Annotated in this window: 21 protein-coding genes, 1 tRNA gene and 1 pseudogene; 13 read left to right on the plus strand and 10 right to left on the minus strand. The window is 67.2% G+C overall.

Annotation, left to right across the window (positions count from 1 at the left end):
• Positions 1-59 precede the first annotated feature (59 nt).
• Together CTP10_RS04240 and pdxR are read right to left on the minus strand one after the other, a co-directional pair.
• On the minus strand, positions 60-368 hold the full coding sequence (locus CTP10_RS04240) for a hypothetical protein (protein ID WP_116317469.1): 309 nt from the start codon (positions 366-368) through the stop codon (positions 60-62).
• Positions 369-522: 154 nt separating this feature from the next.
• Complete coding sequence (gene pdxR, locus CTP10_RS04245) at positions 523-1,971, minus strand: MocR-like pyridoxine biosynthesis transcription factor PdxR (protein ID WP_116317470.1); 1,449 nt, start codon at positions 1,969-1,971, stop codon at positions 523-525.
• A gap of 132 nt (positions 1,972-2,103) precedes the next feature.
• Between pdxR and CTP10_RS04250 the strand changes: the two genes are divergently transcribed.
• The 5 genes and pseudogenes from CTP10_RS04250 (at position 2,104) to CTP10_RS04270 (ending at position 4,593) form a co-directional block, all read left to right on the plus strand.
• Positions 2,104-2,547: a carboxymuconolactone decarboxylase family protein gene (locus CTP10_RS04250; protein ID WP_116317471.1), complete on the plus strand. Its 444-nt coding sequence runs from the start codon at positions 2,104-2,106 to the stop codon at positions 2,545-2,547.
• 43 nt (positions 2,548-2,590) lie between these two features.
• A pseudogene (locus CTP10_RS04255) lies at positions 2,591-2,836 on the plus strand (DUF2252 family protein); the annotation flags it as partial.
• 54 nt (positions 2,837-2,890) lie between these two features.
• Positions 2,891-3,214 (plus strand): hypothetical protein, encoded by a 324-nt coding sequence (locus tag CTP10_RS04260; protein ID WP_116317472.1) that lies wholly within the window; start codon positions 2,891-2,893, stop codon positions 3,212-3,214.
• A gap of 140 nt (positions 3,215-3,354) precedes the next feature.
• Positions 3,355-4,257, plus strand: coding sequence for a lipid A hydroxylase LpxO (lpxO, locus tag CTP10_RS04265; RefSeq protein ID WP_116317473.1), 903 nt, complete (start codon positions 3,355-3,357; stop codon positions 4,255-4,257).
• Between the two features lie 66 nt (positions 4,258-4,323).
• Positions 4,324-4,593, plus strand: a complete 270-nt coding sequence (locus CTP10_RS04270; RefSeq protein WP_116317474.1) for a putative hemolysin — start codon at positions 4,324-4,326, stop codon at positions 4,591-4,593.
• A gap of 17 nt (positions 4,594-4,610) precedes the next feature.
• On the opposite strand, the gene CTP10_RS04275 is transcribed toward CTP10_RS04270, so the two are convergent.
• Positions 4,611-6,137, minus strand: a complete 1,527-nt coding sequence (locus tag CTP10_RS04275) for a sensor domain-containing diguanylate cyclase (protein ID WP_376790631.1) — start codon at positions 6,135-6,137, stop codon at positions 4,611-4,613.
• 193 nt (positions 6,138-6,330) lie between these two features.
• Positions 6,331-7,767, minus strand: coding sequence for an aminotransferase-like domain-containing protein (locus CTP10_RS04280; protein WP_116317475.1), 1,437 nt, complete (start codon positions 7,765-7,767; stop codon positions 6,331-6,333).
• A 174-nt stretch (positions 7,768-7,941) separates the two neighbouring features.
• Here CTP10_RS04280 and CTP10_RS04285 point away from each other — a divergent pair, with 174 nt between their 5' ends.
• On the plus strand, positions 7,942-8,331 hold the full coding sequence (locus tag CTP10_RS04285) for a hypothetical protein (protein ID WP_116317476.1): 390 nt from the start codon (positions 7,942-7,944) through the stop codon (positions 8,329-8,331).
• 68 nt (positions 8,332-8,399) lie between these two features.
• The gene (locus CTP10_RS04290; protein ID WP_116317477.1) at positions 8,400-10,025 is read left to right on the plus strand and encodes an NAD(P)/FAD-dependent oxidoreductase; all 1,626 of its coding nucleotides are present in this window, start codon (positions 8,400-8,402) and stop codon (positions 10,023-10,025) included.
• Positions 10,026-10,057: 32 nt separating this feature from the next.
• Here CTP10_RS04290 and CTP10_RS04295 read toward each other — a convergent pair whose 3' ends face one another.
• Positions 10,058-11,323, minus strand: a complete 1,266-nt coding sequence (locus CTP10_RS04295; protein WP_116317478.1) for a TIGR03862 family flavoprotein — start codon at positions 11,321-11,323, stop codon at positions 10,058-10,060.
• A gap of 99 nt (positions 11,324-11,422) precedes the next feature.
• Here CTP10_RS04295 and CTP10_RS04300 point away from each other — a divergent pair, with 99 nt between their 5' ends.
• Positions 11,423-12,028 (plus strand): DUF1415 domain-containing protein, encoded by a 606-nt coding sequence (locus CTP10_RS04300; protein WP_116317479.1) that lies wholly within the window; start codon positions 11,423-11,425, stop codon positions 12,026-12,028.
• Positions 12,029-12,041: 13 nt separating this feature from the next.
• On the opposite strand, the gene CTP10_RS04305 is transcribed toward CTP10_RS04300, so the two are convergent.
• Positions 12,042-12,917 (minus strand): class I SAM-dependent methyltransferase, encoded by an 876-nt coding sequence (locus CTP10_RS04305; protein ID WP_116317480.1) that lies wholly within the window; start codon positions 12,915-12,917, stop codon positions 12,042-12,044.
• A 264-nt stretch (positions 12,918-13,181) separates the two neighbouring features.
• Between CTP10_RS04305 and CTP10_RS04310 the strand changes: the two genes are divergently transcribed.
• Both CTP10_RS04310 and CTP10_RS04315 read left to right on the plus strand, forming a co-directional pair.
• A complete protein-coding gene (locus CTP10_RS04310; protein ID WP_116317481.1) occupies positions 13,182-14,795 on the plus strand; it encodes a DUF342 domain-containing protein in 1,614 nt (537 codons plus the stop codon).
• 288 nt (positions 14,796-15,083) lie between these two features.
• Positions 15,084-15,239 carry a hypothetical protein gene (locus CTP10_RS04315; RefSeq protein WP_199414499.1) on the plus strand — a complete coding sequence of 52 codons (156 nt, stop codon included), beginning with the start codon at positions 15,084-15,086 and terminating at the stop codon, positions 15,237-15,239.
• A gap of 72 nt (positions 15,240-15,311) precedes the next feature.
• Here CTP10_RS04315 and CTP10_RS04320 read toward each other — a convergent pair whose 3' ends face one another.
• Positions 15,312-16,424, minus strand: coding sequence for a CapA family protein (locus CTP10_RS04320; protein ID WP_233527955.1), 1,113 nt, complete (start codon positions 16,422-16,424; stop codon positions 15,312-15,314).
• Positions 16,425-16,650: 226 nt separating this feature from the next.
• Here CTP10_RS04320 and CTP10_RS04325 point away from each other — a divergent pair, with 226 nt between their 5' ends.
• Positions 16,651-18,039 carry an FAD-binding oxidoreductase gene (locus tag CTP10_RS04325; protein WP_116317482.1) on the plus strand — a complete coding sequence of 463 codons (1,389 nt, stop codon included), beginning with the start codon at positions 16,651-16,653 and terminating at the stop codon, positions 18,037-18,039.
• 79 nt (positions 18,040-18,118) lie between these two features.
• Positions 18,119-19,036 (plus strand): polyphosphate kinase 2, encoded by a 918-nt coding sequence (gene ppk2 / locus CTP10_RS04330; protein ID WP_116317483.1) that lies wholly within the window; start codon positions 18,119-18,121, stop codon positions 19,034-19,036.
• A gap of 469 nt (positions 19,037-19,505) precedes the next feature.
• Here ppk2 and CTP10_RS04335 read toward each other — a convergent pair.
• From CTP10_RS04335 to pepN, 3 genes are all read right to left on the minus strand, one after another.
• Positions 19,506-19,581, minus strand: a tRNA-Thr gene (locus tag CTP10_RS04335).
• Between the two features lie 148 nt (positions 19,582-19,729).
• Positions 19,730-20,746, minus strand: a complete 1,017-nt coding sequence (locus tag CTP10_RS04340; protein ID WP_116317484.1) for a class 1 fructose-bisphosphatase — start codon at positions 20,744-20,746, stop codon at positions 19,730-19,732.
• A gap of 95 nt (positions 20,747-20,841) precedes the next feature.
• Positions 20,842-23,565 carry an aminopeptidase N gene (gene pepN / locus CTP10_RS04345; protein ID WP_116317485.1) on the minus strand — a complete coding sequence of 908 codons (2,724 nt, stop codon included), beginning with the start codon at positions 23,563-23,565 and terminating at the stop codon, positions 20,842-20,844.
• 284 nt (positions 23,566-23,849) lie between these two features.
• Between pepN and CTP10_RS04350 the strand changes: the two genes are divergently transcribed.
• On the plus strand, positions 23,850-24,476 hold the full coding sequence (locus CTP10_RS04350; RefSeq protein ID WP_116317851.1) for a DUF4136 domain-containing protein: 627 nt from the start codon (positions 23,850-23,852) through the stop codon (positions 24,474-24,476).
• Positions 24,477-24,575 lie beyond the last annotated feature (99 nt).

The following is a 24,575-nucleotide window of genomic DNA, read 5'->3' on the forward strand; positions in this document are numbered from 1 at the left end:
CGCCGCCAGCGCCCGCCACCGGGCCACCGGCGGGGCGCTGCGTGACAGCGAGCGGCGCGCTATTCGTCGCGCCGTCGTCGCATCTGCAACTGCTCGATCGGAGAGGGCTGGATGCGGCGCCGTGCCGGCCGCAGGGCGCGGTTCGGCCACAGCACGTAGTTGGTGTGGGGGTCCAGCGGCTTGCCGAGATACGAGACCCAGACCTGCACGCCGTGCTCGGTTTCGGCGATCACTGCCGCAACGGCGCGTGCCGCGGCGGAAGGGGACTTGAGCAGTTCCGCCAGGGCTTCGACGCCCTGCACGACATGGTGCTTTACCCCTGAAAACCATGCGTACTGACGCATGGCGGACAACAAACGCTTGGTCATGAACGCGACTCTGGTGTGTGTGGAAGTGCGAATGAGACTGCTTCCCGTCCGATTTGTTCAACGGAAGCTTGCGGACGCCAGTATGACTGTGCGTGCGCTCCCACGCATTTGGTGCGTACCCTGAGACCGGACTTTTGCCGGGATGACGGCAGCGTCACACGAGGCGCGCCGGGTCGGGGGCCAACGCAGAGAGTACCATCGCCAGCCGGTCGAGCGCGGGATCGATGTCGAGCAGGTCGATGGCGCCGAAGCCCAGCAGCAAGCCTGAGCAGTTCGGCGGCGGCGTGGCGTGGAAGGGGTCCAGCGTGGCCAGTTCCAGGTCCGCGAGCCGGGCCATTGCCACCAGCGCGTCGGCAGCCACCGGCACACGCAGCCGCGCCGCCAGGTGGAAGCCCGCCATCGCCGGCAACGCTTCGAGCCACGGTGACAGGTCGCCGTGCAGCCGCGCCAGCAGGCGCGCGCGCCGCTGCACATGGCGCGCGTGCGAGCGGCGGATATGGCGCAACAGGTGCCCCTCCGACAGGAAGCGCGCCAGCGCCTGCTGGGTCAGCGTCGGGGTGTACCAGTCCATCAGGTGCTTGACCTTGCGCGCCGCCGGCATCAGCCATGGCGGCACCACCAGGTAGCCGCCCCGCAGGTTGGCCAACAGCGTCTTGGAAAACGTTCCCAGGTACACCACGCGCCCGTGGCGGTCCAGCGTCTGCAGCGCGTCCAGCGCCTGCCCGCCATAGCGGAACTCGCTGTCGTAGTCGTCTTCCAGGATCACCGCGTGGCGGCGCGCGGCCCAGTCGAGCAGCGCCTGCCGGCGTGCCAGGCTCATCGGCACGCCCAGCGGCGACTGGTGCGACGGCGTGACGAAGACCAGCGTTGCCTCGCCGGGCAGCGCCTCCACCACCAGCCCTTCGCCGTCGACCGGCACCGGCACCACGCGCGCGCCCAGCCCCTGGAACAGCGCGCGCGCCATCGGGTAGCCGGGATTTTCCATGGCTACCACGGCACCCGGCCCCAGCAGCAGTCGGGCGACCAGGTCGATGCCCTGCTGTGCGCCGGCGGTGACCAGGATATCCGTGGCAGCGCTCTGCACGCCGCGGGTGAAGGCGATATGGGTGGCAATGGCCTGCCGCAGCGGCATCTCGCCACACGGGTCCGCGGGCCCGGGCGGACGCTGCCGCTCCGCCGCCAGGGCCGCACGCACGCAGCGCGACCAGGCTTCGTGCGGAAAGCGCGTGGTGTCGGCCTGGCCCGGCTGGAAGGCGTAGCGCGCACCGCCCATCGGCCCGAGGAAGGGCGTCTCCACCGCCATCCAGCGCAGCACCGCCGGCGGCAGTACCGGCGCGGCGGCGATGCGCACCGGCTTGCGCGCCAGCCCCTCGGCGACATAAGTGCCGTCCCCGACGCGCGCATGCAGCCAGCCTTCGGCCAACAACCGTTCATAGGCCGTGGTTACGGTCTTGCGTGCGACGCCCAACTGGGTGCCGAGCAGCCGCGTGGGCGGCATGCGCGCACCAGCTTCCAGGCGTCCGGCCTGGATGGCGTCGCGGATCTGGTGGACGATCTGCGCCGTGAGGTCGCTGGCGTGGTCCAGCGCGAGATGGAGTTCCATGATGCTGCCCCAAAATTGGTCTACTGATTTTGCCGTAAATTGGCAGTGTACGGAGCCAATCGCGGGGGCTATCTTTGAGTCCAACGGGCCAGCGCCCGCCAACTCACTCAACCGGATCCCTGGAGAATCGACATGGAAGAACGCATGAACTGGCAAGACGTGGCCCCGGACGCCTACAAGGCAATGGTCGGCGTGGAGATCTACCTGGCCCGCTGCGGCCTGGAAAACAGCCTGAAGGAACTGGTGAAGATCCGCGCCTCGCAGATCAACGGCTGCGCCTTCTGCCTCGACATGCATGTGACCGATGCGCGCAAGCATGGCGAAAGCGATCGCCGCCTGAGCCTGCTGCCGGCATGGCGCGAAGTGAGCTGGTTCACCGCGCGCGAGCGTGCCGCGCTGGGCTGGACCGAGGCGCTGACGCTGCTGCCGCAAAGCCAGGCGCCCGACGCCGACTACAACGCGGTGCGCGAGCAGTTTTCTGAAAAGGAAATCGCCGACCTGACCCTGCTGATCTCGATGATCAATGCGTGGAACCGCTTCGGCGCCGGCTTCCGCCGCCAGCCGCCGGCGCTCTGATCGCAGCGCTACGCTTGCCACCCCTGCCGCCGCGGCTCGTCGATTGACAAGCCGCGGCGCGCTGTGCGGCTGGGTGCTGGCGCGGGCGCATGCCAGGGGCAGCGGGCTGGCCGCCGAGGTCAGCGGCCACCTGGAACGGAGCGACCGGATGGCCGATGCAATGGTAGGCTATGCCAATGGCTATGCCGACCAGGTCGGGCGCGACTATGAGCAGTTCGTTGCCGCGTGCCGGTCGGGCCGCCTGGAGGCGCGCACCGACGCCGGCATGGCGGGAGATTTTCGCGCGTAGCCGCGCTGGCGGTGCCCTTTGCGTTTGCGTTCATGTTTTGCCAGGAGTCTGCCCATGACAGAAGACACCCTGCTGCAACTGATGGCCGAGGTCGAGAAGGAAGACCCGATCGACTACGCCGACCTGCCGTTCGACGACCGCGCGCTGCGCCAGCTGGCGTGCCGGCTGATCGCCGAGCGCTCCGAGCAGATGGAAGCGTCCGGCTTGTCGACGGAGGCGCTGCTGGCCACGATGTGGGCCTCGACCGCCAAGCTGGTGCTGGAAAACCTGGTGCTCAACGCGCGCCTGCTGACGCTGCAGGGCATGCCCGACGACGCCCAGGCGCTGATCGACCGCATTGCGCGGCAGTCGCGCGGCGGCCCGGATCGAGAGTCCTGACTGGCCAACTTCTTATGTGACGCGTTCGCTACTAACTGCGGTGCTGCGTCTGTTTCGCTAAAATACTGGTTTTCGCCCAGCCGGCCCGCGGCGTGCTTTGCCACGTGCGTAACAGGGGCGGCCAACCAGGAGGATTTCGGGTGATCAAGTGGATATTCGTCGCGGGCTATCTCGGTGCCATCCTGTATGTGCACTTCCGCGGCAAGGTAAGACTGAAGATCTGGCGCCAGCTGCTGGACCATTCGGCGCTGGTGGCGCCGATCAACTGCTTCATGTATGCGTTCTCGGGCGTGCCGCGCACGCCGTATATTCCGGTCGATAATTTCCCCGACCTGGAAAAGCTGCGCGCCGCGTGGCCGGAGATCCGCGACGAAGGGCTGGCGCTGGGAGCGATGCGCAAGATCAAGGCCGCGGACAAGAACGACGACGCCGGCTTCAATTCGTTCTTCAAATACGGCTGGAAGCGTTTCTACCTGAAGTGGTACGAGGCCCAGCACCCGTCTGCGGAGACGCTGTGCCCCAAGACCGTGGCGCTGCTGCGCGAACTGCCGACCGTGAAGGCGGCGATGTTCGCCGAGCTGCCGCCTGGCGGCAAGCTCAATCCGCACCGCGACCCGTTCGCGGGCTCGCTGCGCTACCACCTGGGCTTGTCCACGCCCAACGATGACCGCTGCTTTATCGAGGTCGACGGCGAGCGCCACAGCTGGCGCGACGGCGAGGGCGTGGTCTTCGACGAAACCTACCTGCACTGGGCCGAAAACCGCAGCGAGACCAATCGCCTGATCCTGTTCTGCGATATCGAACGCCCGATGCGCTATGGCTGGGCCATGAAGTTCAACCACTGGATGGGCCGCAAGGTCATGACCGCGGCCAGCTCGCCCAACGACGAGCACGACCAGACCGGCATGATCAACAAGCTGTTCCGCTTCGTCTGGCTGGGCGGGCAATACCGCCGCCGCTTCAAGGCATGGAACCGCCAGCTGTATTACGTGGCCAAGTTCGGGCTGATCGTGGGGGGCGTGGCCCTGATCGTGTACCTGTAACCGCAAGAGAGCCGGCGCAAGCCGGCTCTTTGCTTTTTGGGGGGCTGCCCCGTCATGGAGATCCCGATGCGTGTGCGATCCGCCCTGTGGCTGGCGGCCGCCAGCCTTGGCGCCGCCGCCTGCACTACCACACCGGGAGGCCAGTCCGCAGCGCAGCCGGCCAGCGCGGCGCCCACGGTCGGCATGCCCAATCCGGCTTCGGTCAACTGCACCCGGCGCGGCGGCAAGCTGTCGATCGTACCGACGCCCGCCGGCCAGACCGGCATCTGCACCTTCCCCTCAGGCAAGCAGTGCGAGGAATGGGCGCTGATGCGCGGAGAGTGCGCGCCGGGCTGAGGCGTGCCGCCGGCCCTTTAGTTGCCCCTGCTGCGGCGCTCGTTGCCCAGCGCTTCGTAATGCGCGCGCTTGGCTTCGTACATGCGGCTGTCAGCCACCTTGACCGTGTCACTGAGCCGCTCGCCCTGCACGCAGGTGGCGTGGCCGATGGAAAAGCTCAGGCGCACGCCGGGATAGAAGGTGTTGTTCAGCTCGACTACCTTCTCGACCTGCTCGACCACCGTGGCGGCGCCGCGCTCGTCGCGGCCGGGCAGCAGGATCATGAATTCATCGCCGCCGATGCGGGCCACGCAGGCCTGCTCGCCCACGGCTTTCTTCAGCACCTCGCCGGTGCGGCGCAGCAGGCCATCGCCGTCGCCGTGGCCGAACTGGTCGTTGACCACCTTGAGCCCGTTCAGGTCCACCGCCACCACGCTGACCGGCCATGGTCCCTTGCGGCCCAGCCGCGCCAGTTCGTCCTCGTAATAAGCGCGGTTGTAGAGCTTGGTCAGCACGTCGTGCTTGCCCAGGAACTCGACATAGGCCTCGGCCTTCTTGCGCGCGGTGATATCGGTGAGCGACACCAGCACCTGGTCCCAGTCGGCCTCGCAGCCGGGGAACACCGACCACTGCATGTAGACATCGACCTGCCGGCCGTCGAGCGCGTAGTTGATGACCTCGCGCTGCTGCCACAGTTTCTCGTGCCAGAGGTCGATCAACTGCTCGGCGAAATGGATGCGCATGTCGTCGCGGAACACGTCGCCGAGGCGCGACAGCAGGATTTCCTTGGACTCGGCGCCGAACATCAGCAGTGTCTGCCGGTTGACGTCGAGCACGCGGATCTCCTGCATGCAGCGCGAGACAAAGTCTGGATGCACGTTGAGGAAGGTGCGGAAGTCGGTGATGCCGGCCGCGCGCACTTCGTCGAGCAGCACCTTGACCGCGCTGAAGTCTTCCACCCACAGTGACACCGGCGAGTGTTCGAACAGGCCCAGCGCGTATTGCTCGCTGCGGCGCAGCTCGCGTTCGCTACGCACGCGCGCGCTGATGTCCTCGATCGACAGCAGCACGCGCTCCCACGTGCCTTCATGGCCGGGCATGACCGTCGCTTCGAGCCGGATGTCGAGGCGTTCGCCGTCCAGCGTGTAGTTGACGGTCTGGCTGGCAAAGCGGGTGCCGCCGTCCCAGAGCTGGCCGAGTTCTTCCACGTGCTGGTCGAACATGTCGTCGCGGAAGACGGTGTCGAGGTTGGCGACCAGGTCGTCGAGGTCGGCCGCGCGGAACAGGTCGAGCGTGCGCTGGTTGACGTCGATCACGCGGATCAGCGACGAGCATTGCGCCACCTGGTGCGGATTGGCGCGCAGGTAGGCGCGCAGGTCGGTGACCCCGTCGCGGCGCAGCTGGTCGAAATGGGCGCGCACGTCGCTGAAGTCTTCCAGCCACAGCGACACGGGCGCGAGCTGGAACAGCGTCTGGTAATCGTCGAGGGTGTTGCCGGGCGGGGTGCCGGCGGGGCGGTTGCTGCTGTGAGCGCGTGATGCCGCGGAAGGACTGCTCAAGGCCACTCTCCTTTGTTCTTGTTCCCGTCTCGTGGCGGGGCTGGCAGCGTTCGAGGGAACCAGCAGAGCCTCGGCCGCCGCGCCAGCGCACTAGGATAGGTGAGGCGGCGGAAAATGGGGATAAACCGGGCGCAAAAAGCAGGTCAATCAGGCAGGGGCGCCACCGGTGTTGCGAAAATGCGCGAGGCTCGGCGCGCGGCTAGCTCGCCAGGCTTTGCACCACGCCCGCCAGCGTGGCCAGCGCGCGCTCGATCTGCGTTGAGCGCGGCGTGCCGCAGTTGATGCGCAGGCAATGGTCGAAACGCCCGGCGTTGGAGAACATCACCCCCGGCATGACGCGGATGCCGGCCTGCAGCGCCTGGTCGAAAACCGCCTCGGACGATACCTGCGCAGGCATCTCCACCCACAGGTGCATGCCGCCGCGCGGGGCACCCAGCCGCGTGCCCGCCGGGAAGCTGGCCGCCACCGCCTGCGCGAACCATTCGCGCTGAAGCTGCAGCCGCGTGCGCAACCGGCGCAGGTGCCGTTCATGCGCGCCGCTGGCGAGGAAGTCCGCCGCGGCCATCTGCGACAGCATCTCGTTGGGGCGCGACAGCCCGAACTTGAGCATTTCCACGCGCGGCTGCCATTTACCGGCAGCGATCCAGCCGAGCCGCATGCCGGGCGCCAGCACCTTGTGCAGCGAGGCGCAGTGGATCACGTTGCCGCTGCCGTCCCAGGCCTTGGCCGCAGCCGGCTGGGTATCGCCGTCAGCGGTGGCGGAGAAGCAGTCGTCCTCGATCAGCGCGATGCCGCGTGACTCGCACCACTGCACCAGCCGCGCCTTGTGCGCGTCCGGCATGATGCAGCCGAGCGGGTTCTGCAGGTTGGGCACCACCGCCACCGCGCGGATATTGTCGTAGTGCTGCGCCGCCAGCTCCAGCGCCTCCAGCGAGAGCCCGGTCTGCGGGCTGCACGGGATTTCCAGCGCGCGCATGCCGAGGCTTTCGAGGATCTGCAGCAGGCCGTAATAGGTGGGCGATTCCACCGCGATCACGTCGCCCGGGCCGGCCACCGCGCGCAGCGCAAGGTTGAGGGCCTCGGTGCAGCCGTGCGTGATGACGATCTCCTCCGGCGCCAGCTGCATCCGCGCATGCAGCGCCTGGCGCGCGATGGCGCTGCGCAGCGGCGCGTAGCCCTCCGGCTCGACGGCCTCGCCGAACAGCATCGGATGCCGGCGCAATGCGCGCGCCGCGGCGCTGCGCAATGCATCGGCGGGATAGAGCGAGGGCGCACAGTAGGCGCCGCCAAGATTGGTATGGACGTGCTGGTGCTGGCTGCGCGCCAGCAGCGCCGAAATGCGCTGGTGGATGCCGACGTACTGCGCGGGATCGGGCAGCGCGGCGTCGGGTTCGGTCAGCGGTGCCAGCGGCGCGCGCACGGGTGCCGCGACGAAATAGCCGGCGCGCGGGCGGGCTTCGAGCAGGCCATCGCTCTCCAGCTGGCGGCAGGCCTGCAGCGCCGTGGACAGGCTGACGCCATGCAGTCCCATCAGCGCGCGCACGGATGGCATGCGGTCGCCGGCGGTCAGCGTGCCGGATTCGATGGCGCGGCGGTAATGGCCGGCAACCTGGCGGTAAAGCGGGGTGGATTCCATGGCGGCATGGTGGCGCGGTTGGCCATCAGGGTACAGATACAGATGCGGGGCGCCTGTATCGTAACAGCCCCGGTTTTTCCTTGCTGTTCTGGTAGAGGTCGTGCGGGGGTGTGCCTGCCGCGCGCGCGAGCCGGCCGATAGGCTGGAGTCCTGAGCTTTTATCGGAGCCAAGCCATGCCAAGCGTATCGATCGACCCTCCAGAAGCCATCTTGCAGGCGTCCGCCACGCGCCTGTCTGCCGGGCAATGCCTGCACCTGCGCGTGCCGGCGGGCACGGTGCTGCATGCCGGCGCCGGCCAGATCGAGGTCAGCGGGCCGCCGCAATGGCTGGCCGAAACCTGCCACATACCGCGCTGGCGCCTGCGCGCGGGCGAGTCGCTGGCCATACCGGCACGCGGCTGGCTACAGGTGGCGGCGCGCGGCGACGCCGCCGTCACCATCGCCGTGCCACCCGGCTTGATCGCTCGCGTGGCGGCGTTGCTGACGTGGCGCAAGCGCCGCGTGCCGTGGCCATGGCGGCACCAGCCGCAATCGATTGCCGACCCGGCACCCGAAAGACTATAAAATTGCGCTCCGGCCGGACCTGGCACATTGGTGTGCCCAACCCCCCGGCCGCAGTTCTCGGGTTCCCCATGCTACGTCTAAGTGAAGTCAAACTCCCGCTCGACCATACCGAAAGCGACCTGGACGCCGCCGTGCGTGCCGGCGCCGCGCAGATCGGTGTCAAGGGAGACGGCCTGATCGGCTATACCGTGTTCCGCCGCGCCCACGATGCGCGCAAGCGCTCCGATATCAAGCTGACCTACATCATCGATATCGAAGTCAGTGACGAAGCCGCGGCGCTCAAGCGCATGGCCGGCAAGCCGAACTGGAGCGTGACGCCCGATATGGAGTACCGCTTCGTCGCGCGTGCGCCGCAGGGCGGCCCCGCGCTGCGTCCGGTGGTGATCGGCATGGGCCCGTGCGGCCTGCTGGCCGGCCTGATCCTGGCGCAGTCGGGCTTCCGCCCGATCATCCTGGAGCGCGGCAAGGAAGTGCGCGAGCGCACCAAGGACACCTTCGGCCTGTGGCGCAAGAGCGTGCTCAACCCTGAGTCCAACGTGCAGTTCGGCGAAGGCGGCGCGGGCACGTTCTCGGACGGCAAGCTGTACAGCCAGATCAAGGACCCGAAGCACTATGGCCGCAAGGTGCTCAACGAGTTCGTGCGCGCCGGTGCGCCGGAAGACATCCTGTACAAGGCGCGCCCGCATATCGGCACCTTCCGCCTGGTGAGCATGGTCGAGAAGATGCGCGCCGAGATCATCGAACTGGGCGGCGAAATCCGCTTCGGGACACGCGTCGACGATGTCGACATCGACGGCGGCCGCGTGCGCGGCCTGAAGCTGTCCGGCGGCGAATACCTGGAAGCCAGCCACGTCATCCTGGCGGTCGGCCACAGCGCGCGCGATACCTTCGAGATGCTGCACGGCCGCGGCGTGTTCATGGAGGCCAAGCCGTTCTCGCTGGGCTTCCGCATCGAGCATCCGCAGGGCCTGATCAACCGCAGCCGCTTCGGCAAGTTCGCCGGCAACAAGCTGCTGGGCGCGGCCGACTACAAGGTGGTGCACCACTGCAGCAACGGGCGTTCGGTGTACAGCTTCTGCATGTGCCCGGGCGGCACGGTGGTGGCGGCGGCGTCGGAGCCGGGGCGCGTGGTGACCAATGGCATGAGCCAGTACAAGCGTGCCGAGCGCAACGCCAACGCCGGCATCGTTGTCGGCATCACGCCGGATGACTATCCGGGTGGCCCGCTGGCCGGCATCGAGTTCCAGCGCAAGTGGGAAGAGCGCGCGTTCGAGCTGGGCGGCAGCAACTACAATGCGCCGGGCCAGCTGGTGGGCGACTTTGTCGCTGGCCGGCCGTCGACCTCGCTGGGCTCGGTCGAGCCTTCGTACAAGCCGGGCGTGACGCCGACCGACCTGAGCACGGCGCTGCCCGACTACGTGATCGAGGCGATCCGCGAAGGCATTCCCGAGATCGACAAGAAGCTGCCCGGATTCGCGCTGCATGACGCGGTGCTGACCGGCGTGGAAACACGTACCTCGTCGCCGCTGCGCATCCGCCGCAACAACGACGACTACCAGAGCATCAACGTCCAGGGCCTGTACCCGGCGGGCGAGGGCGCGGGCTATGCCGGCGGCATCTACTCGGCCGCGATCGACGGCATCGAGGTGGCCGAAGCGGTGGCGCTCAGCATCGCCGGCGGCAAGCAGGCCTGAGCCTGCCCCTGAGCCTGCCCTTAAGCCTGCCCTTAAGCCTGCTGCAGATACGCCGCGGCGCCCTGCGCCGCGGTGCGCCCGCTGGCGAAGCATGCTGTCAGCAGGTAACCCCCGGTGGGCGCCTCCCAGTCCAGCATTTCGCCCGCGCAGAACACGCCGGGCAGCGCGCGCAGCATCAGCCGTTCATCCATCGCTTCGAAACGCACGCCGCCTGCGCTGCTGATGACCTCGTCGATCGGGCGCGGGCGCAGCAGGCGCAGCGGCAATGCCTTGAGCGAAATCGCCAGCGTGCCTGGATCCTGCATCGCATCCTTCGCCAGGCATTCGCGCAGCAGCCCGGCCTTGACGCCGGTGATGCCGAGCCGGCTCTGCAGGTGACTCGACAGTGAACGCGAGCCGCGCGGATGGTTCACTGCGTTGCCGACCTGTTCCGCGGTGTGCGAGGGCAACAGGTCGAGGTGGATCACTGCGCTGCCGTCGGCTTCGATCCGGTCGCGAATCGGCGCCGACAACGCATAGACCAGGCTGCCTTCGATGCCGGTGGCGCTGATGACGAACTCGCCCTGGCGGTAGTGCGCGTTGCCGTCGCGGTCGGTCAGTGCGATTGCCACCGGCTTGACCGGCGTGCCGGCGAAGCGGTCGGCAAATGATGCGCTCCATGCCACATCGAAGCCGCAATTGGCGGGGCGCAGCGGCGCGACATCGACGCCACGCTCAGCCAGCCGCGGCACCCACGCACCATCCGATCCCAGTCGCGCCCAACTCGCGCCGCCCAGCGCCAGCACCACGGCACGCGCGGGCACGGATGTCTCGCCGTGCGGCGTGGCAAAACGCAGCGTATGCGCAACGCCTTCATCCCAGCCCAGCCAGCGATGGCGCATATGGAACTGCACGCCGGCTTCGCGCAGCCGGTGCAGCCATGCGCGCAGCATTGGCGCGGCCTTCATGTCGGCCGGGAAAACGCGGCCCGAACTGCCAATGAAGGTGTCGATGCCAAGCCCGTGGACCCACTCGCGTAGCATCTGCGGCCCGAAGTCCGCGAGCATCGGCGCGATTTGCGCCGCACGCGCGCCATAGCGGCCGAGGAAGGCCGGTTCCGGCTCCGCATGCGTCAGGTTCATGCCGCCCTTGCCGGCCATCAGGAACTTGCGCCCGACCGAGGGCATCGCGTCATATACCGCCACGCTGGCCCCTTGCGCCACCAGCACTTCGGCCGCCATCAGGCCGGCAGGACCGCCGCCGATGATGGCGACGTCAGGTCGGTTGGCGGTGGCTGCGGTAGGGGTGGCAAGGGACATGGGGGTTCGGCAAGGGCAAGTGTGTTTCCGCCGCGGATTATAGAGCCTGCGGCAGCGCTAGAATGACGCTTTCCCCGGTATTCCCCAGCTATTGCCAGCATGTCTTCCGCCGCCACATCCGCAGACGCCGTCATCGCCGCCACCCGCCACTGGCTTGAACGCGCGGTGATCGGGCTCAACCTGTGCCCCTTTGCCAAGAGCGTCTATGTGAAGGAGCAGGTGCGCTACGTGGTCAGCACGGCAACCGAAGCGCCGGATGTGCTGGATGAACTGGAACGCGAGCTCCGGCTGCTTGATGAGACAGATCCGGCGGGGATCGACACCACGCTGCTGATCCTGCCCGATGCCGTGGCCGATTTCCTCGACTACAACGACCTGCTGTACTTTGCCGGGCGCCTGCTTGGAAGCCTGGGCCTGGAAGGCACGCTGCAGATCGCCAGCTTCCATCCTCAGTACCAGTTCGCCGATACCGAGCCGGACGATATCGAGAACTACACCAACCGCGCGCCGTATCCGATCCTGCACTTGCTGCGCGAGGACAGCATTGCGCGTGCGGCGGCGGCATTCCCGGACGCGGCGGATATCTATGAGCGCAACCAGGCGACCATGCGCAGCCTTGGGCATGAGGGCTGGCGGCGCTGGATGGCGGGCGAGGACGAACCTGAAGACAACGCCGCCGGCAAGAACCCGGCCGCGCAGGACTGACTGACTGACCGACTTACGCCCGCTCGGCCCGCTCGACCGGTTCGGCCGGCGCGGTAGATTCCGGGGTGGTGAAGAAACGCTCGTTCATCTCTTCCAGCCCCAGCGTTTCCAGCACGTTCTGCAGCCGCTCCGCCGGGCGCCGGCGCGGCAGGTCCTTGTACTGGGCGATGATCAGCTCGTTCTTCATCGAATGTTCCCAGCCCACCAGCTCGGTCACGCTGACCTGGTAGCCATGGGCTTCCAGCTGCAGGCAGCGCAGCACATTGGTCACCTGGCTGCCGAACTCGCGCGTATGCAGCGGGTGGCGCCAGATCTCGGTCAGCGGATTGCCCGCCAGCAGCTTGCCCTTGTGCTTGCGCAGCACGCTGGCCACTTCGGCCTGGCAGCAGGGCACCAGCACGATATGCTGCGCACGCTTGGCCAGCGCGAAGTGGATGGCATCGTCGGTGGCGGTATTGCACGCATGCAGCGCGGTGACCACGTCGACGGTCGGCGGCAGCTGCGGCGAGGTGATCGAATCCGCCACCGACAGGTTCAGGAACGACATACCGGGAAAGCCCAGCCGCGCCGCCAGCGCCTGCGAGGTCTTCACCAGTTCCTCGCGCGTTTCGATGCCGTAGATGTGGGAATCGTCCTTCAATGCCTTGAAGAACAGGTCGTACAGGATGAAACCGAGGTACGACTTGCCGGCACCATGGTCGACCAGGGTGACGCGGCCGCGCTCGTCCTTGACCTGCTGAAGCAGCGGTTCGATGAACTGGAACAGGTGGTAGACCTGCTTGAGCTTGCGCCGGCTGTCCTGGTTCATCTTGCCGTCGCGCGTCAGGATATGGAGTTCCTTGAGCAACTCGGTGGACTGGCCGGGGCGGATTTCGTGGGTATTTGACATGGGGACTGCGCAGGCTGCGGGGCGCGGCGCGCCCCGGAAATGCCGACAGTTTACCGAAAAGTCCGGCGATGCCCCGTCAGTCGTGGTCGGCATCACCCCACCCCGGCGGGGATCGTTGTTCGCTCAAGTTTCTGGCCCCAGCTGCCGATGGTCAAGGATCGATAACAAGTGGAGCGCTAGCCATCCGGGCACGCCCTGTCCGCCAGCGCGGACAGGCAGCGGTGACGGGCCGGCCTGCAGCTCCGCAGAAAAATCAGGGGACTCATGATGCACGAGTCGGGTTTGCGCCTGGAGCTGACCGAGCCAGGCGAGCAGGTGCATGCACGCTACACGCCGGAGCCAGGCAGGCTGGCGCCGGATCACGCCAGCCTGAAACAGTGCCTGGACAGCCACGGCTGGGCCGGCGCCAGGCTGGATGCGCGCGCCGTTGCGCAGTTCTTGCAGCAGTGCCAGCGCGCCGAGCACGAGATCGACGCTGCCATTGGCGCACTGGTTGACGGCGCTTTCGAGCTGGATGTCACGGGCGACTGCCTGGCTGTGCGGCTCACGTTGATGCCTGCCGAAGGTGGCCGCCCGGCCACGGAGGACGATATCCGCCGTGCTGTCGCAGAGCGCGGCGTGGTGGCGCCGATCCAGGCGCTTGCACTTGACGCCGCGCTGGCGGAAGGCCGCTGCGAATTGCACACCATCGCCGCCGGCGTGGCGCCGCGCCAGGGCGAGCCGGCGCGTTTCCTCAACCTGCTGCAGCCGCGCAAGCCGGCGCAGGCCGAAGACGAAGATTCGCGCGTCGACCTGCGCGACCTTGGCAACCTGCTGCTGGTCAGTCCCGGCACGCCGCTGATGCGCCGGATCCCGGCCGTGGCCGGCAACGATGGCATGGACGTGTTCGGCAAACCGGTGCCCGCCGATCCTGTCGATGATGCGCCCTTTGCCGAGGGCCTGACCGGCGCCGCCGCCGATCCCGACGACCCCGACCTGCTGGTCGCCGTGATCGCCGGCTCGCCGGTGGTCGGCGTGCATGGCATTGCCGTGAGCCCGGTGGTGCAGGTGGAGGCAGTCGACCTGCATTCGGGCAACGTCGCGTTTGACGGCACGCTGCGCGTAGCGGGCGATATCCGTACCGGCATGTCGGTGCGCGTCAGCGGCGACGTGCTGGTCGAAGGCACCATCGAAGCCGCCGACATCGACGCCGGCGGCAATGTCGTGGTCAAGGGCGGCATCATCGGCAAGGCCGAGACAGGCCATGCCGACGGCGGCATCAGCCGCGCCAGCGTGCGCTGCAAGGGCGCGGTCAAGGCGCGCTTCATCGAGAATGCCGTGGTCGAGGCCGGCACCGAGGTGAACGTCGACAGCGGCATCCGCCAGAGCGACGTTGCCGCGGGCGAGCGCATCGTGGTCGGCGGACCCGGCGTGCAGGGGAGCATCAGCGGCGGGCGCACGCGCGCCATGCTGGCGGTGCGCGTCGCGGTGCTCGGCAGCCCTGCCGGTAGCGCCACCAGTGTGCAGGTGGGCTTGAACCCTTACGCGGACGCTCAACGTGCCGCGCTGGAGGCCGACCGCCGCAAGCTGCTGGAAGAGCAGAACAAGGTCAGGCAACTGGTGACGTTTTTTGCCAAGCATCCGGAGAAGGCCGTCGGCGACTTGCGCGAGAAGGCGCGCGCCACGCTGTTCAAGCTTTCGCGCGACATGTTCGAGCTGGAAGGTCGCCTGACGGAACTGGGCCAGCAAATGCAGCCATCGGCCGATGCCGTGATCGACGCCGCGCGCCGCATCCATGGCGGCGTCACGCTGCAGGTGGGCAGCCGCGTGCTCAAGGTGATGGAAGACAAGCCTGGCGGCCAGATCCGCCTGGCTGACGACCGCATTGTGGTGAACTGACCACGGACCGGGCGCGCCCCGGGCACGCACCTTCGCCACGCGCGAATTTGTACTATCCTGCAGGTATGTCCTGGGGTGCCGCAGGATGGGCGAGAGAGCTAGACTCGGGCAGTGAATGCAGAAGCGGACCAGCAAACTGTGGAAGCGTTACACGGAACCGAATCACGTGGCACTTGAGATACCGGAAGGCCAGCCAATGCGGCTGGCCTTCCTGCTTTTGCAGGCACCGACATCGCGCGCGATCCGACCTACACTGAAGGTGCAACCAGTCTCTCACAGGAGGTTGCTATGACTGCCGCAATGATCACGGCACTGGCGCTGATCGCCCTGGTCGCTTGTGCCGCACTTGTCATCTGGGTCATGCGCGAGAAAGATCCGACGCTGCTGCAGCAGCAGGAGCAGTCGGTGCGCACATGGTTCGACCATATGATCCATCGCCACTAGCGCCGCACCGTAGCCTGGCGGTACGTGCCGCAAGAGCCCGCCATGCCGGCGGGCTTTTTCATGCGTGCCGTCTCACCCCGTCGATATGCGCAGTTCGTGCAGCGCGCTGCGCTCGACGCGGGTGCCGAGCGCGCGACCTTCGTAGGCGAACATCGCCAGCAGCCATGCGATGTCGACTTCGCCCGCATATTTGAGCCGGAAATGGCTGCGCCGCAGCGGCACCAGCCGCAAGTCCGCGTTGCCTGCCGCATCGAAGCTGACGAACACCATCAGCGCCAGGTCCGGCCGGTAGTCGTCGTAGCCGCCGATGCCCTCGTAGTCGTTGATAAAGTCACCGCAGCCATAGAGGATGGGTTTGCCCGCATGCAGCTCGATGCCCAGCGGATGGTGCGAGGAATGTCCATGCACGATATCCACGCCGGCCCTTTCCACCAGCCCGTGCGCGAAGGCGCGTTGCGCGGGATCGATGTGGTAGCCCCAGTTGCCACCCCAGTGGATCGATGCCACCACGAGGTCGCGGGCGCGCCTGTCCTTGCTGATCCGCGCCGCGATGCGGTCGCACGAGGCGGCGGACCAGTCATCCAGCAGGGTCACGCCGGAGTGGCCGGCGGTGGCGCGCCATGCCGCGGGCGTGCCGCTGTTCTGCATGGCGAAGGCATAGACCGCGACACGGCCGCCGCCCGGCCGCGGCAGCCACGCCGGCTGCATCGCGCTGTCCTCATCGGGGCCGGCGCCGGCATGCGCGATATGCGCAGCATCGAGCGCAGCCAGCGTGTCTGCCAGGCCCGCGCGTCCCCAGTCGAGCACGTGGTTGTTGGCCAGCGCCACGCAGTCGAGGGCCGCGGCCTGCAGGCAGTCGACATTGCCCGGATGCATGCGGTAATGCACGGCCTTGCCGGGCCATGCGTCGTCGCTGGTGGTGATCGCTGTTTCCAGGTTGGCAATGCGCGGCCGTGCGCCGCGGCGATCCAGTTCCGCGAGCGCGTCGCCCCACGGATACGCCGGCGCCACCGGCCGAGCTATTGGCCCCGCCTTGCGCTCGGCCAGGTGCACGTAGTCGAGCGCCGAGTGCACATACGACTCGTGCAGCAGCGGCTGGCTGGGATGCGCCAGGATCTGGTCGATGCCGCGCCCGGTCATCACATCGCCGCACAGGAACAGGGGTGGGTGGCTGGTTGTGTCCATTGCGCAGCCGGTCGGCGCCGTTGCACCGTGCCGGCGTGCTTCCATGATAGGCCGCCACGGCGGCATGATCGCGTTGCGGCACTTGAGCCGGACGCGTTGCATGCCGCGTTTACATTCAGCGGGGGCCTGCCTTAAATGGTGAAGTCATCGGTTCTCGTGGCCATCATTCTTCACCCCGGCTGCCGCGCGTCGTCCGATGGTTCTAACTCGCATCGGGAGACAGATCATGGGCCAGTTATCGCAAGAACATGTTGAGTCACTAAAGGGGCAACTGCGCGGCCGGCTGCTGCAGCCCGCCGACGCCGCCTACGACGAAGCCCGCCGCATCTGGAACGCGATGATTGACCGCCGGCCGCAGTTGATCGTGCAGGCCGCAGGCGTCGCTGACGTGATGGCCGCGGTCAACTTCGCACGCGAGCACGGCGTGCTGCTGTCGATACGCGGCGGCGGCCACAATATCGGCGGGCTCGCGATCTGCGACGACGGCATGGTGCTCGACCTGTCATCGATGCGCTCGGTGCGCATCGATCCGCAGGCGCAGCGCGCCTGGGTCGAACCCGGCGCCACGCTGCGCGACTTCGACCATGAAGCGCAGGCCTTCGGGCTGGCCACGCCGCTGGGCATCAACTCGACCACGGGGGTCGCGGGGCTGACGCTGGGCGGCGGCTTCGGCTGGATCAGCCGCAAGTTTGGCACCACCGTCGACAACCTGGTCTCTGCGCACGTGGTCACCGCCGAAGGCAAGCTGGTGCGCGCCAGTGCCGACGAGCATCCCGACCTGTTCTGGGCGCTGCGCGGCGGCGGCGGCAACTTCGGCGTAGTCACGATGTTCGAGTTCCGGTTGCACCCGGTGGGGCCCGAGGTCTATGGTGGCCTGATCGTCTACCCGCTCGAACAGGCCCTCACCGTGCTGCCAGCCTTCCGCGATCTCTTCCAGTCCATGCCGGACGAGCTGACGGTCTGGGCGGTGCTGCGCCAGGCCCCGCCGCTGCCGTTCCTGCCGCCGGAGGCACACGGCAAGCCGATCGTGGCGCTGGCGATCTGCTATATCGGCCCGCCGGGACAGGGCCCCGCACTGGTCGAGCCGCTACGCAAGCTTGGCACGCCGTATGGCGAGCATGTCGGACCGATGCCGTTCGCCACATGGCAACAGGCCTTCGATCCCTTGCTCACGCCGGGCGCACGCAATTACTGGAAATCGCACAACTTCGACGGGCTCGACGACGGCCTGATCGCGATGCTGGTCGAGCAGATCGGCAAGCTGCCATCGTCGCAATGCGAGGTATTTGTCGGCGCGATGGGCGGCCAGACCAACCGCGTGGCGCCGGACGCCACCGCCTACGCCAACCGCGATGCGCAGTTCATCATGAACCTGCACGGGCGCTGGGACACTGCGGCGGAGGACGACGCGTGCATTGGCTGGGCGCGCGATGTGTTCCGCGCCGCGGCGCCGTTCGCGCTGGGCAGCGTCTACGTCAACTTCCTGACCCAGGAAGAAACCGACCGGGTCGGCGCCGCCTATGGCCCCAACTTCGCGCGGCTGGTCGAGGTCAAGCGCCGCTACGATCCGGACAACCTGTTCCGCCACAACCACAACATCAATCCGGCGGCATAGCGCGCGGAGGCGTTCACGCGGCTGCAACACTGGCGTGCCAGCATCGGCGCGACCGCGATGTATCCGACAGGAGGAGCAGATGAGACCGGGCGAGGCACAGCTGGTACGGCGCATCCACAACGAAGTTGCCGACTACTACGACGAAGAGATCGAACTGGAGCTGGACGACCGCGAAGCCAGCGAAGCCTTCGGCGACCCGGTACACCTGCCTGACGGGGCCGAGCAGGACAGCCGCCGCCACTATTTCCGCGAACTGTTCCGCCTGCAGGGCGAGCTGGTGCGGCTGCAGAGCTGGGTCGCGGCCACCGGCCACAAGCTGGTGATCCTCTTCGAAGGGCGCGACGCCGCCGGCAAGGGCGGCGTGATCAAGCGCATCACGCAGCGGCTGAACCCGCGCGTATGCCGCGTGGCCGCGCTGCCCGCGCCCAACGACCGCGAGCGCACGCAGTGGTACTTCCAGCGCTACGCGGCGCACCTGCCCGCGGCAGGCGAGATCGTGCTGTTCGACCGGAGCTGGTACAACCGCGCCGGCGTCGAGCGCGTGATGGGCTTCTGCAACGACGACCAGTACGAAGAATTCTTCCGCTCAGTGCCCGAGTTCGAGAAGATGCTGGTCCGCTCCGGCATCCAGGTCGTCAAGTACTGGTTCTCGATCACGCACGACGAACAGCGCCTGCGCTTCCTCAGCCGCATCCACGATCCGCTCAAGCAATGGAAGCTCAGCCCGATGGACCTGGAGTCACAGCGGCGCTGGGAGGACTACACCAAGGCCAAGGAGATCATGCTCGAGCGCACCCACATCGCCGAGGCGCCATGGTGGGTGGTGCAGGCCGACGACAAGAAGCGCGCGCGGCTGAACTGCATCCACCACCTGCTCAGCCTGGTGCCTTACCAGGACGTGGACGCACCCACGATCGTGCTGCCGGCGCGCGAGCGGCATGAGGACTACGTGCGGCATCCCGTACCGCAAGAAATGTTTGTGCCGGGAGTGTACTGACGCACCCTGCGTTAGGGTAAGTGCGGGGTGCGGTATCGGCCCCGCAGCGGCAGCGCTCCCTATAATGAAAACGGCCACCTGGCAAACAAGGGTGGCCGTGCATCGTGGAACTGCTTGTTTTTTGGGCGACCATGCTTGTCGCCTTCCTCCTCATGAAGCACGCTGGCTGCTTCAGCCAGCCTGTGCTCTATCCCGACTTCGACCATCCGTTCCGGTATTGGTGGGCACGGCGGTTGGGGCGGTAGCCTGCCTCACCCCGTTCGCTGGAACGCCATGGCCGACGCGTCGGCGGCGGCGTCATGCGCGCCGCATCCCCGCTGACGCACGAGACGCCGCGAGGGTGGGAGCCTATCGAGACGCTAGAGGATCCACTTGCGCTGGCCTGAGCCGAGTTTCAGAAAGCAGGCAACAAAAAACCCGGAGAGCGTGACGCTGTCCGGGTTTGCGTGGGCGATGCCCTGAATTCTTTTGGTGCCGAAGAGAGGAATCGAACCCCCGACCTTCTCATTACGAATGAGCTGCTCTACCGACTGAGCTACTTCGGCAACAAGTTCCGGTGAACTGGAACAGCCCGCAATAGTAGCAGTGTTTTCTGGCCTTGTGAAGCCCTTTTGTGTCGCCCATGCCATCCGGCCGGGCCCAAAGAAAACAGGGCGCCCACCGGGCGCCCTGTCTCAATGCCGTGTGCCGGACTCAGGCCTTGCCTTCGGCTTCGAGGTGGTAGCGCGTGACGCGCTCCACTTCGTTCTTGGAGCCCAGGATCACGGAGACGCGCTGGTGCAGCTTTTCGGGCTGCACGTCCATGATGCGGTGGTGGCCGTTGGTGGCGGCACCGCCGGCCTGTTCGACCAGCATGGCCATCGGGTTGGCTTCGTACATCAGGCGCAGCTTGCCGGGTTTTTCCGGCTCGCGCTTGTCCCACGGGTACATGAAGACGCCGCCGCGGGTCAGGATGCGGTGCACGTCGGCGACCATCGAGGCGACCCAGCGCATGTTGAAGTTCTTGCCGCGCGGGCCTTCTTCGCCGGCCAGGCATTCGTCGATATAGCGGCGCACGGGCGGGGCCCAGTGGCGCATGTTCGACATGTTGATGGCGAATTCCTTGGTGTCGTCCGGGATCGTCACGTTGGAGTGCGTCAGCACGAAGCTGCCGGCCTCGCGGTCCAGCGTGAACATGTGCACGCCGTTGCCGACGGTCAGCACCAGGGTGGTCTGCGGGCCGTAGACGGCGTAGCCGGCGGCGACCTGGTGGGTGCCGGGCTGCATGAAGTCGGCCTCGGTCACGGTCTGGCCCGGCTTGGGCATGTGCAGCACCGAGAAGATGGTGCCGATCGAGACGTTGACGTCAATGTTCGACGAGCCGTCCAGCGGGTCGAACATCAGCAGGTATTCGCCCTTCGGGTAGCGGTTGGGAATCTCGTAGAACGATTCCATTTCTTCCGACGCCATGGCGGCGAGGTGGCCGCCCCATTCGTTGGCGTCGAGCAGCACTTCATTGGCGATCACGTCCAGCTTCTGCTGGGTTTCGCCCTGGACGTTGCCGGTGCCTGCCGAGCCCAGCACGCCGGCGAGGGCGCCCTTGCTGACGGCGTTGGAAATGGCCTTGCAGGCGCGCGCGACCACTTCGATCAGCAGCCGCAGTTCGGGCTGGATCGTGTTGTGCTTGCGCTGCTCCTCGACCAGGTAGCGGGTGAGGCTGATGCGAGTCATGGTTGGTTCTCCTTGGATGGCCGCAATTCTACATGCCCGGCCGGCCCTGGCCGGGCAAAGGGGGCGTTGCGGGGCCTCCCTGACGTACTCATTGTTCAGGCGGCCAGCGCCTTGCCGACGATCTCCCTGACGTCGCGCGACAGCGAGGTGCTGGCGGCCACGCGTTCCAGTTCGGCGCGCATGCGGTCGCGCAGCGTCAGCTCATATTTTTGCCAGCGGTCCATCACCCGCGCCAGGCGCGCGGCCACCTGCGGGTTGATGGCGTCGAGCGCCAGCACCTGGTCGGCCCAGAAGCGGTAGCCCGAGCCGTCTTCGGCATGGAACTGCGCCGGGTTGCCGGAGCAGAAGCTGAAGATCAGCGAGCGCGCGCGGTTGGGGTTGCGCAGGTTGAAGGCCGGGTGCTCCATCAGCCTGAGCACGGTGTCGATGGTGCGCTTGCCGGCGTGCGGACCACCCGGTTGTGTCCCCACGCTGCCGCGTTGCATGCCTTGCAGCGAGAACCACTTGTCGATCACCAGCGGGTCGTCCTCGAAGCGCTCATAGAAATCAGCGAGTGCATGCTCGCGCCCGGGCGCGAAGCTGTTCACCAGCGCCGACAGCGCGGCGAAGCGGTCGGTCATGTTGTCGGCGGCATGGTACTGCTTGTCGGCCAGCGCGTGCATGTCGGCTTCGCCGCTGTCGGCCAGGTAGCCGAGCGCCAGGTTGCGCAGTGCGCGCCTGGCGGAGGAAGTGGCATCCGGCGAGTAAAGGCCGGGCGTGGCGTTGGCCTTGTAGGCGGCCAGCCAGTCAGCCTTGAGCGCGCGGGCCAGGCCTTCGCGCATGAACTGGCGGGCGCGGTGGATGGCGGCGGGATCGGCCACGCCCATGCGCTCGGCCAGGTAGGCTTCGGCGGGCAGCACCAGCGCCTGCTCGCGGAAGGCGGGGTTGAGCGTGTCGTCGGTCAGCACTGCGCGCATGGCCTGCACCAGCGCCGGGTCGAGCTTGAGTTCGCGGCCGGCCTGCACGTCGGCGACCAGCTGCAGCAGCGCGCGCGTGGCCAGGCGCTGGCCGGCTTCCCAGCGGTTGAAGGCGTCGCTGTCGTGCGCCAGCAGGAAGGTCAGCTGCGCGTCGGTGTACTCGGCATCGACGATCACCGGCGCGGAGAAATTGCGCAGCAGCGACGGCAGCGGCGCCTCGGTGCCGCGCGGCAGGTTGATGAAGCGGAAGGTCTGCTCGGCCTGCGTGAGGTCGAGCACGCGCGTGGTCGCGCCGGGCGCGCCGGGCGCGCTCTCGCCTTCGAGTTGCAGCGGCAGGTCCTTGCCGTCGGCGCCGAGCAGGCCGAGCGCGAACGGGATGTGGAAGGGCTGCTTCTCGGGCGTGCCGGCGCGGGTCTCGATGCCGACCTTGGGGCAGCGCTGCGTCAGCGTCAGCGTCAGGCTGCCGTCGTCGCCGTTCCAGGCGGTGCGCGCGGTTACCACCGGCGTGCCGGCCTGGCTGTACCACAGGCCGAACTGTGTCAGGTCGCGGCCGTTGGCGTCGGCCATCGCCGCGCGGAAATCGTCGCAGGTGACAGCGTGGCCGTCATGGCGCTGGAAGTACAGGTCCATGCCCTTGCGGAAGCCGTCGCGGCCCAGCAGGGTCTGGTACATGCGCACGACCTCGGCGCCTTTCTCGTACACCGTGACGGTGTAGAAATTGTTGATCTCTTCGTAGCTGTCCGGGCGCACCGGGTGCGCCATCGGGCCGGCGTCCTCGGGGAACTGCACCTGGCGCAGCACGCGCACGTCTTCGATGCGCTTGACCGCGCGGCCGGATTCCGAGCCCATCATGTCGGCGGAGAATTCCTGGTCGCGGAATACCGTCAGGCCTTCCTTGAGCGACAGCTGGAACCAGTCGCGGCAGGTCACGCGGTTGCCGGTCCAGTTGTGGAAGTACTCGTGGCCGACCACTGCCTCGATATTGGCGAAGTCCGTGTCGGTGGCGGTCTCCGCATTGGCCAGCACATACTTGGTGTTGAAGATGTTCAGGCCCTTGTTCTCCATCGCGCCCATGTTGAAGTCGCCGACGGCGACGATCATGAAGCGGTCGAGATCCAGCTCCAGCCCGAAGCGCTTTTCATCCCAGCGGATCGAGTGGACCAGCGAATCCATCGCGTGGCGGGTCTTGTCCAGGTCGCGCGCCTCGACCCAGACCTGCAGCAGCTTGTCCTTGCCGGAGGCGGACTGGATCCGTTCCTCGATGCATTCCAGCTTGCCGGCCACCAGCGCGAACAGGTACGACGGCTTGCGGAACGGGTCTTCCCATACGGCCTCATGGCGGCCGTCGGGCAGGTCCTGCTCGCTCACCAGGTTGCCGTTGGACAGCAGCACCGGATAGGCGTCGCGATTGGCGCGCAGCGTGACGCGGAACGTCGCCATCACGTCCGGGCGGTCGAGGAAGTAGGTAATGCGGCGGAAGCCTTCGGCCTCGCACTGCGTGAAAAAGTTGCCGTTGGACACGTACAGGCCCGACAGCGTTGTATTGGCCGCGGGCTGGCACGCGGTGGTGATCTCCAGCGTGCCCTGCGCGGGCAGCCCGGGAACGGTCAGCGTGCCGGCGTCCTGGGTGGCGCTGGCCACCGGCTTGCCATCCAGGCTGACGCCGACCAGTTCGAGTTCGTCGCCGCACAGCACCAGCGGCGCTTCGGCGGCGGCGCCGGGCTGGCGTGCGAAGCGCAGCGTGCTGGTAACGACGGTGCGCTGGGGATCGAGGTCGAGCACCAGGTCGGCATGGTCGATGGCGAACGGGGGCGCGGTATAGTCCTTGCGATAGACGGTAACGGGCGTGTCGGTGCGCAGCATGGAGAGATCCTGTCTTCGGAAGACCGTTGGGGAGGGTGCCATGCGCGCGCGGGCGAAGCATGGCGCCGAAGTCCTCATTGTAGCCAAGGGGGTGGCGGGGCATAGTCAGCCGGAACACCCGGGGCGGTGGGAATTCCGCCGGTGCCGCGTGGTCTCAGCGACACGCAGGACGATTTCGAGAGTGTGGAAAGCGAGGTAGCACTATGTGGCAGCGCGCAGGCGGTGTCGGCAATGAAATAAAAAGAAGCGCTGGGGTCATGGGGTTCTCAGGGCTCTGGGGCACGATGGCGCTGCTGGCGGCGCTGCTGCTGTCTGGCTGCGCCAGCACCGTGGTGACCGATGTCACCGCGTTCCGGCAGCCCGGCTGGCAGAACGAGGCGCCGCGCACCTACAGCTTCGAGCGTACCCCGGAGCAGGCGGGGCAGCTGGACCGCCAGACCTACGAGCAATGGCTGGCCGAGGCGCTGTACGACGTCGGCTACGAGCAGGTGCCGGAGAAGCAGGCGCGCTACCGCATCAGCATGGACTACGACGCCGCGCCCGGCATCGTGCGCGTGGCCGAGACGGTCTATCCCGACCCCTGGTACGGCCCGTGGGGGCCCTATTGGGGGCCGTACTGGGGTCCCGGATATTACCGGCCTTGGGGTCCGTGGGGTCCGTGGGGACCGGGCTACTGGCCGCCGCAGACGGTGGTGCGCGACGTACCGGTGCTGTTCTCGAACCTGCGGGTCTATTTCAAGGACGCTGCCAGTGGCAAGCGGGTCTACCAGGTCACGGCGCAGAACCAGACCGAGAACGGCAGCCTGCCCGCGACGATGCCGTACCTGATCCGCAGCGCCCTAACGGACTTCCCGGGGGACAGCGGACGGCCGCGGCGGGTCAAGCTGGAAGTCGAAAAGCCGCAGAAATAGAACTGCGTGCAAATGCGTGCAGAGGCATGCTTCTGCACGTTCATTGCATACCCATTGGTAAAAGCTGTTTTACTGGAACATTCCGAGCAAAAAACGGCT

This window comes from Cupriavidus sp. P-10, assembly GCF_003402535.2.
Classification (GTDB): Bacteria; Pseudomonadota; Gammaproteobacteria; order Burkholderiales; family Burkholderiaceae; genus Cupriavidus.

Excerpts from the sequence above, each read along its gene's own strand:
- CTP10_RS04240 (WP_116317469.1), bottom strand. The coding sequence starts at position 368 with ATGACCAAGCGTTTGTTGTCCGCCATGCGTCAGTACGCATGGTTTTCA.
- pdxR (WP_116317470.1), bottom strand. The coding sequence starts at position 1,971 with ATGGAACTCCATCTCGCGCTGGACCACGCCAGCGACCTCACGGCGCAG.
- CTP10_RS04250 (WP_116317471.1), top strand. The coding sequence starts at position 2,104 with ATGGAAGAACGCATGAACTGGCAAGACGTGGCCCCGGACGCCTACAAG.
- CTP10_RS04260 (WP_116317472.1), top strand. The coding sequence starts at position 2,891 with ATGACAGAAGACACCCTGCTGCAACTGATGGCCGAGGTCGAGAAGGAA.
- CTP10_RS04270 (WP_116317474.1), top strand. The coding sequence starts at position 4,324 with ATGCGTGTGCGATCCGCCCTGTGGCTGGCGGCCGCCAGCCTTGGCGCC.
- CTP10_RS04280 (WP_116317475.1), bottom strand. The coding sequence starts at position 7,767 with ATGGAATCCACCCCGCTTTACCGCCAGGTTGCCGGCCATTACCGCCGC.
- CTP10_RS04285 (WP_116317476.1), top strand. The coding sequence starts at position 7,942 with ATGCCAAGCGTATCGATCGACCCTCCAGAAGCCATCTTGCAGGCGTCC.
- CTP10_RS04290 (WP_116317477.1), top strand. The coding sequence starts at position 8,400 with ATGCTACGTCTAAGTGAAGTCAAACTCCCGCTCGACCATACCGAAAGC.
- CTP10_RS04295 (WP_116317478.1), bottom strand. The coding sequence starts at position 11,323 with ATGTCCCTTGCCACCCCTACCGCAGCCACCGCCAACCGACCTGACGTC.
- CTP10_RS04300 (WP_116317479.1), top strand. The coding sequence starts at position 11,423 with ATGTCTTCCGCCGCCACATCCGCAGACGCCGTCATCGCCGCCACCCGC.
- CTP10_RS04305 (WP_116317480.1), bottom strand. The coding sequence starts at position 12,917 with ATGTCAAATACCCACGAAATCCGCCCCGGCCAGTCCACCGAGTTGCTC.
- CTP10_RS04310 (WP_116317481.1), top strand. The coding sequence starts at position 13,182 with ATGATGCACGAGTCGGGTTTGCGCCTGGAGCTGACCGAGCCAGGCGAG.
- CTP10_RS04315 (WP_199414499.1), top strand. The coding sequence starts at position 15,084 with ATGACTGCCGCAATGATCACGGCACTGGCGCTGATCGCCCTGGTCGCT.
- CTP10_RS04320 (WP_233527955.1), bottom strand. The coding sequence starts at position 16,424 with ATGGACACAACCAGCCACCCACCCCTGTTCCTGTGCGGCGATGTGATG.
- CTP10_RS04325 (WP_116317482.1), top strand. The coding sequence starts at position 16,651 with ATGGGCCAGTTATCGCAAGAACATGTTGAGTCACTAAAGGGGCAACTG.
- ppk2 (WP_116317483.1), top strand. The coding sequence starts at position 18,119 with ATGAGACCGGGCGAGGCACAGCTGGTACGGCGCATCCACAACGAAGTT.
- CTP10_RS04340 (WP_116317484.1), bottom strand. The coding sequence starts at position 20,746 with ATGACTCGCATCAGCCTCACCCGCTACCTGGTCGAGGAGCAGCGCAAG.
- pepN (WP_116317485.1), bottom strand. The coding sequence starts at position 23,565 with ATGCTGCGCACCGACACGCCCGTTACCGTCTATCGCAAGGACTATACC.
- CTP10_RS04350 (WP_116317851.1), top strand. The coding sequence starts at position 23,850 with ATGGCGCTGCTGGCGGCGCTGCTGCTGTCTGGCTGCGCCAGCACCGTG.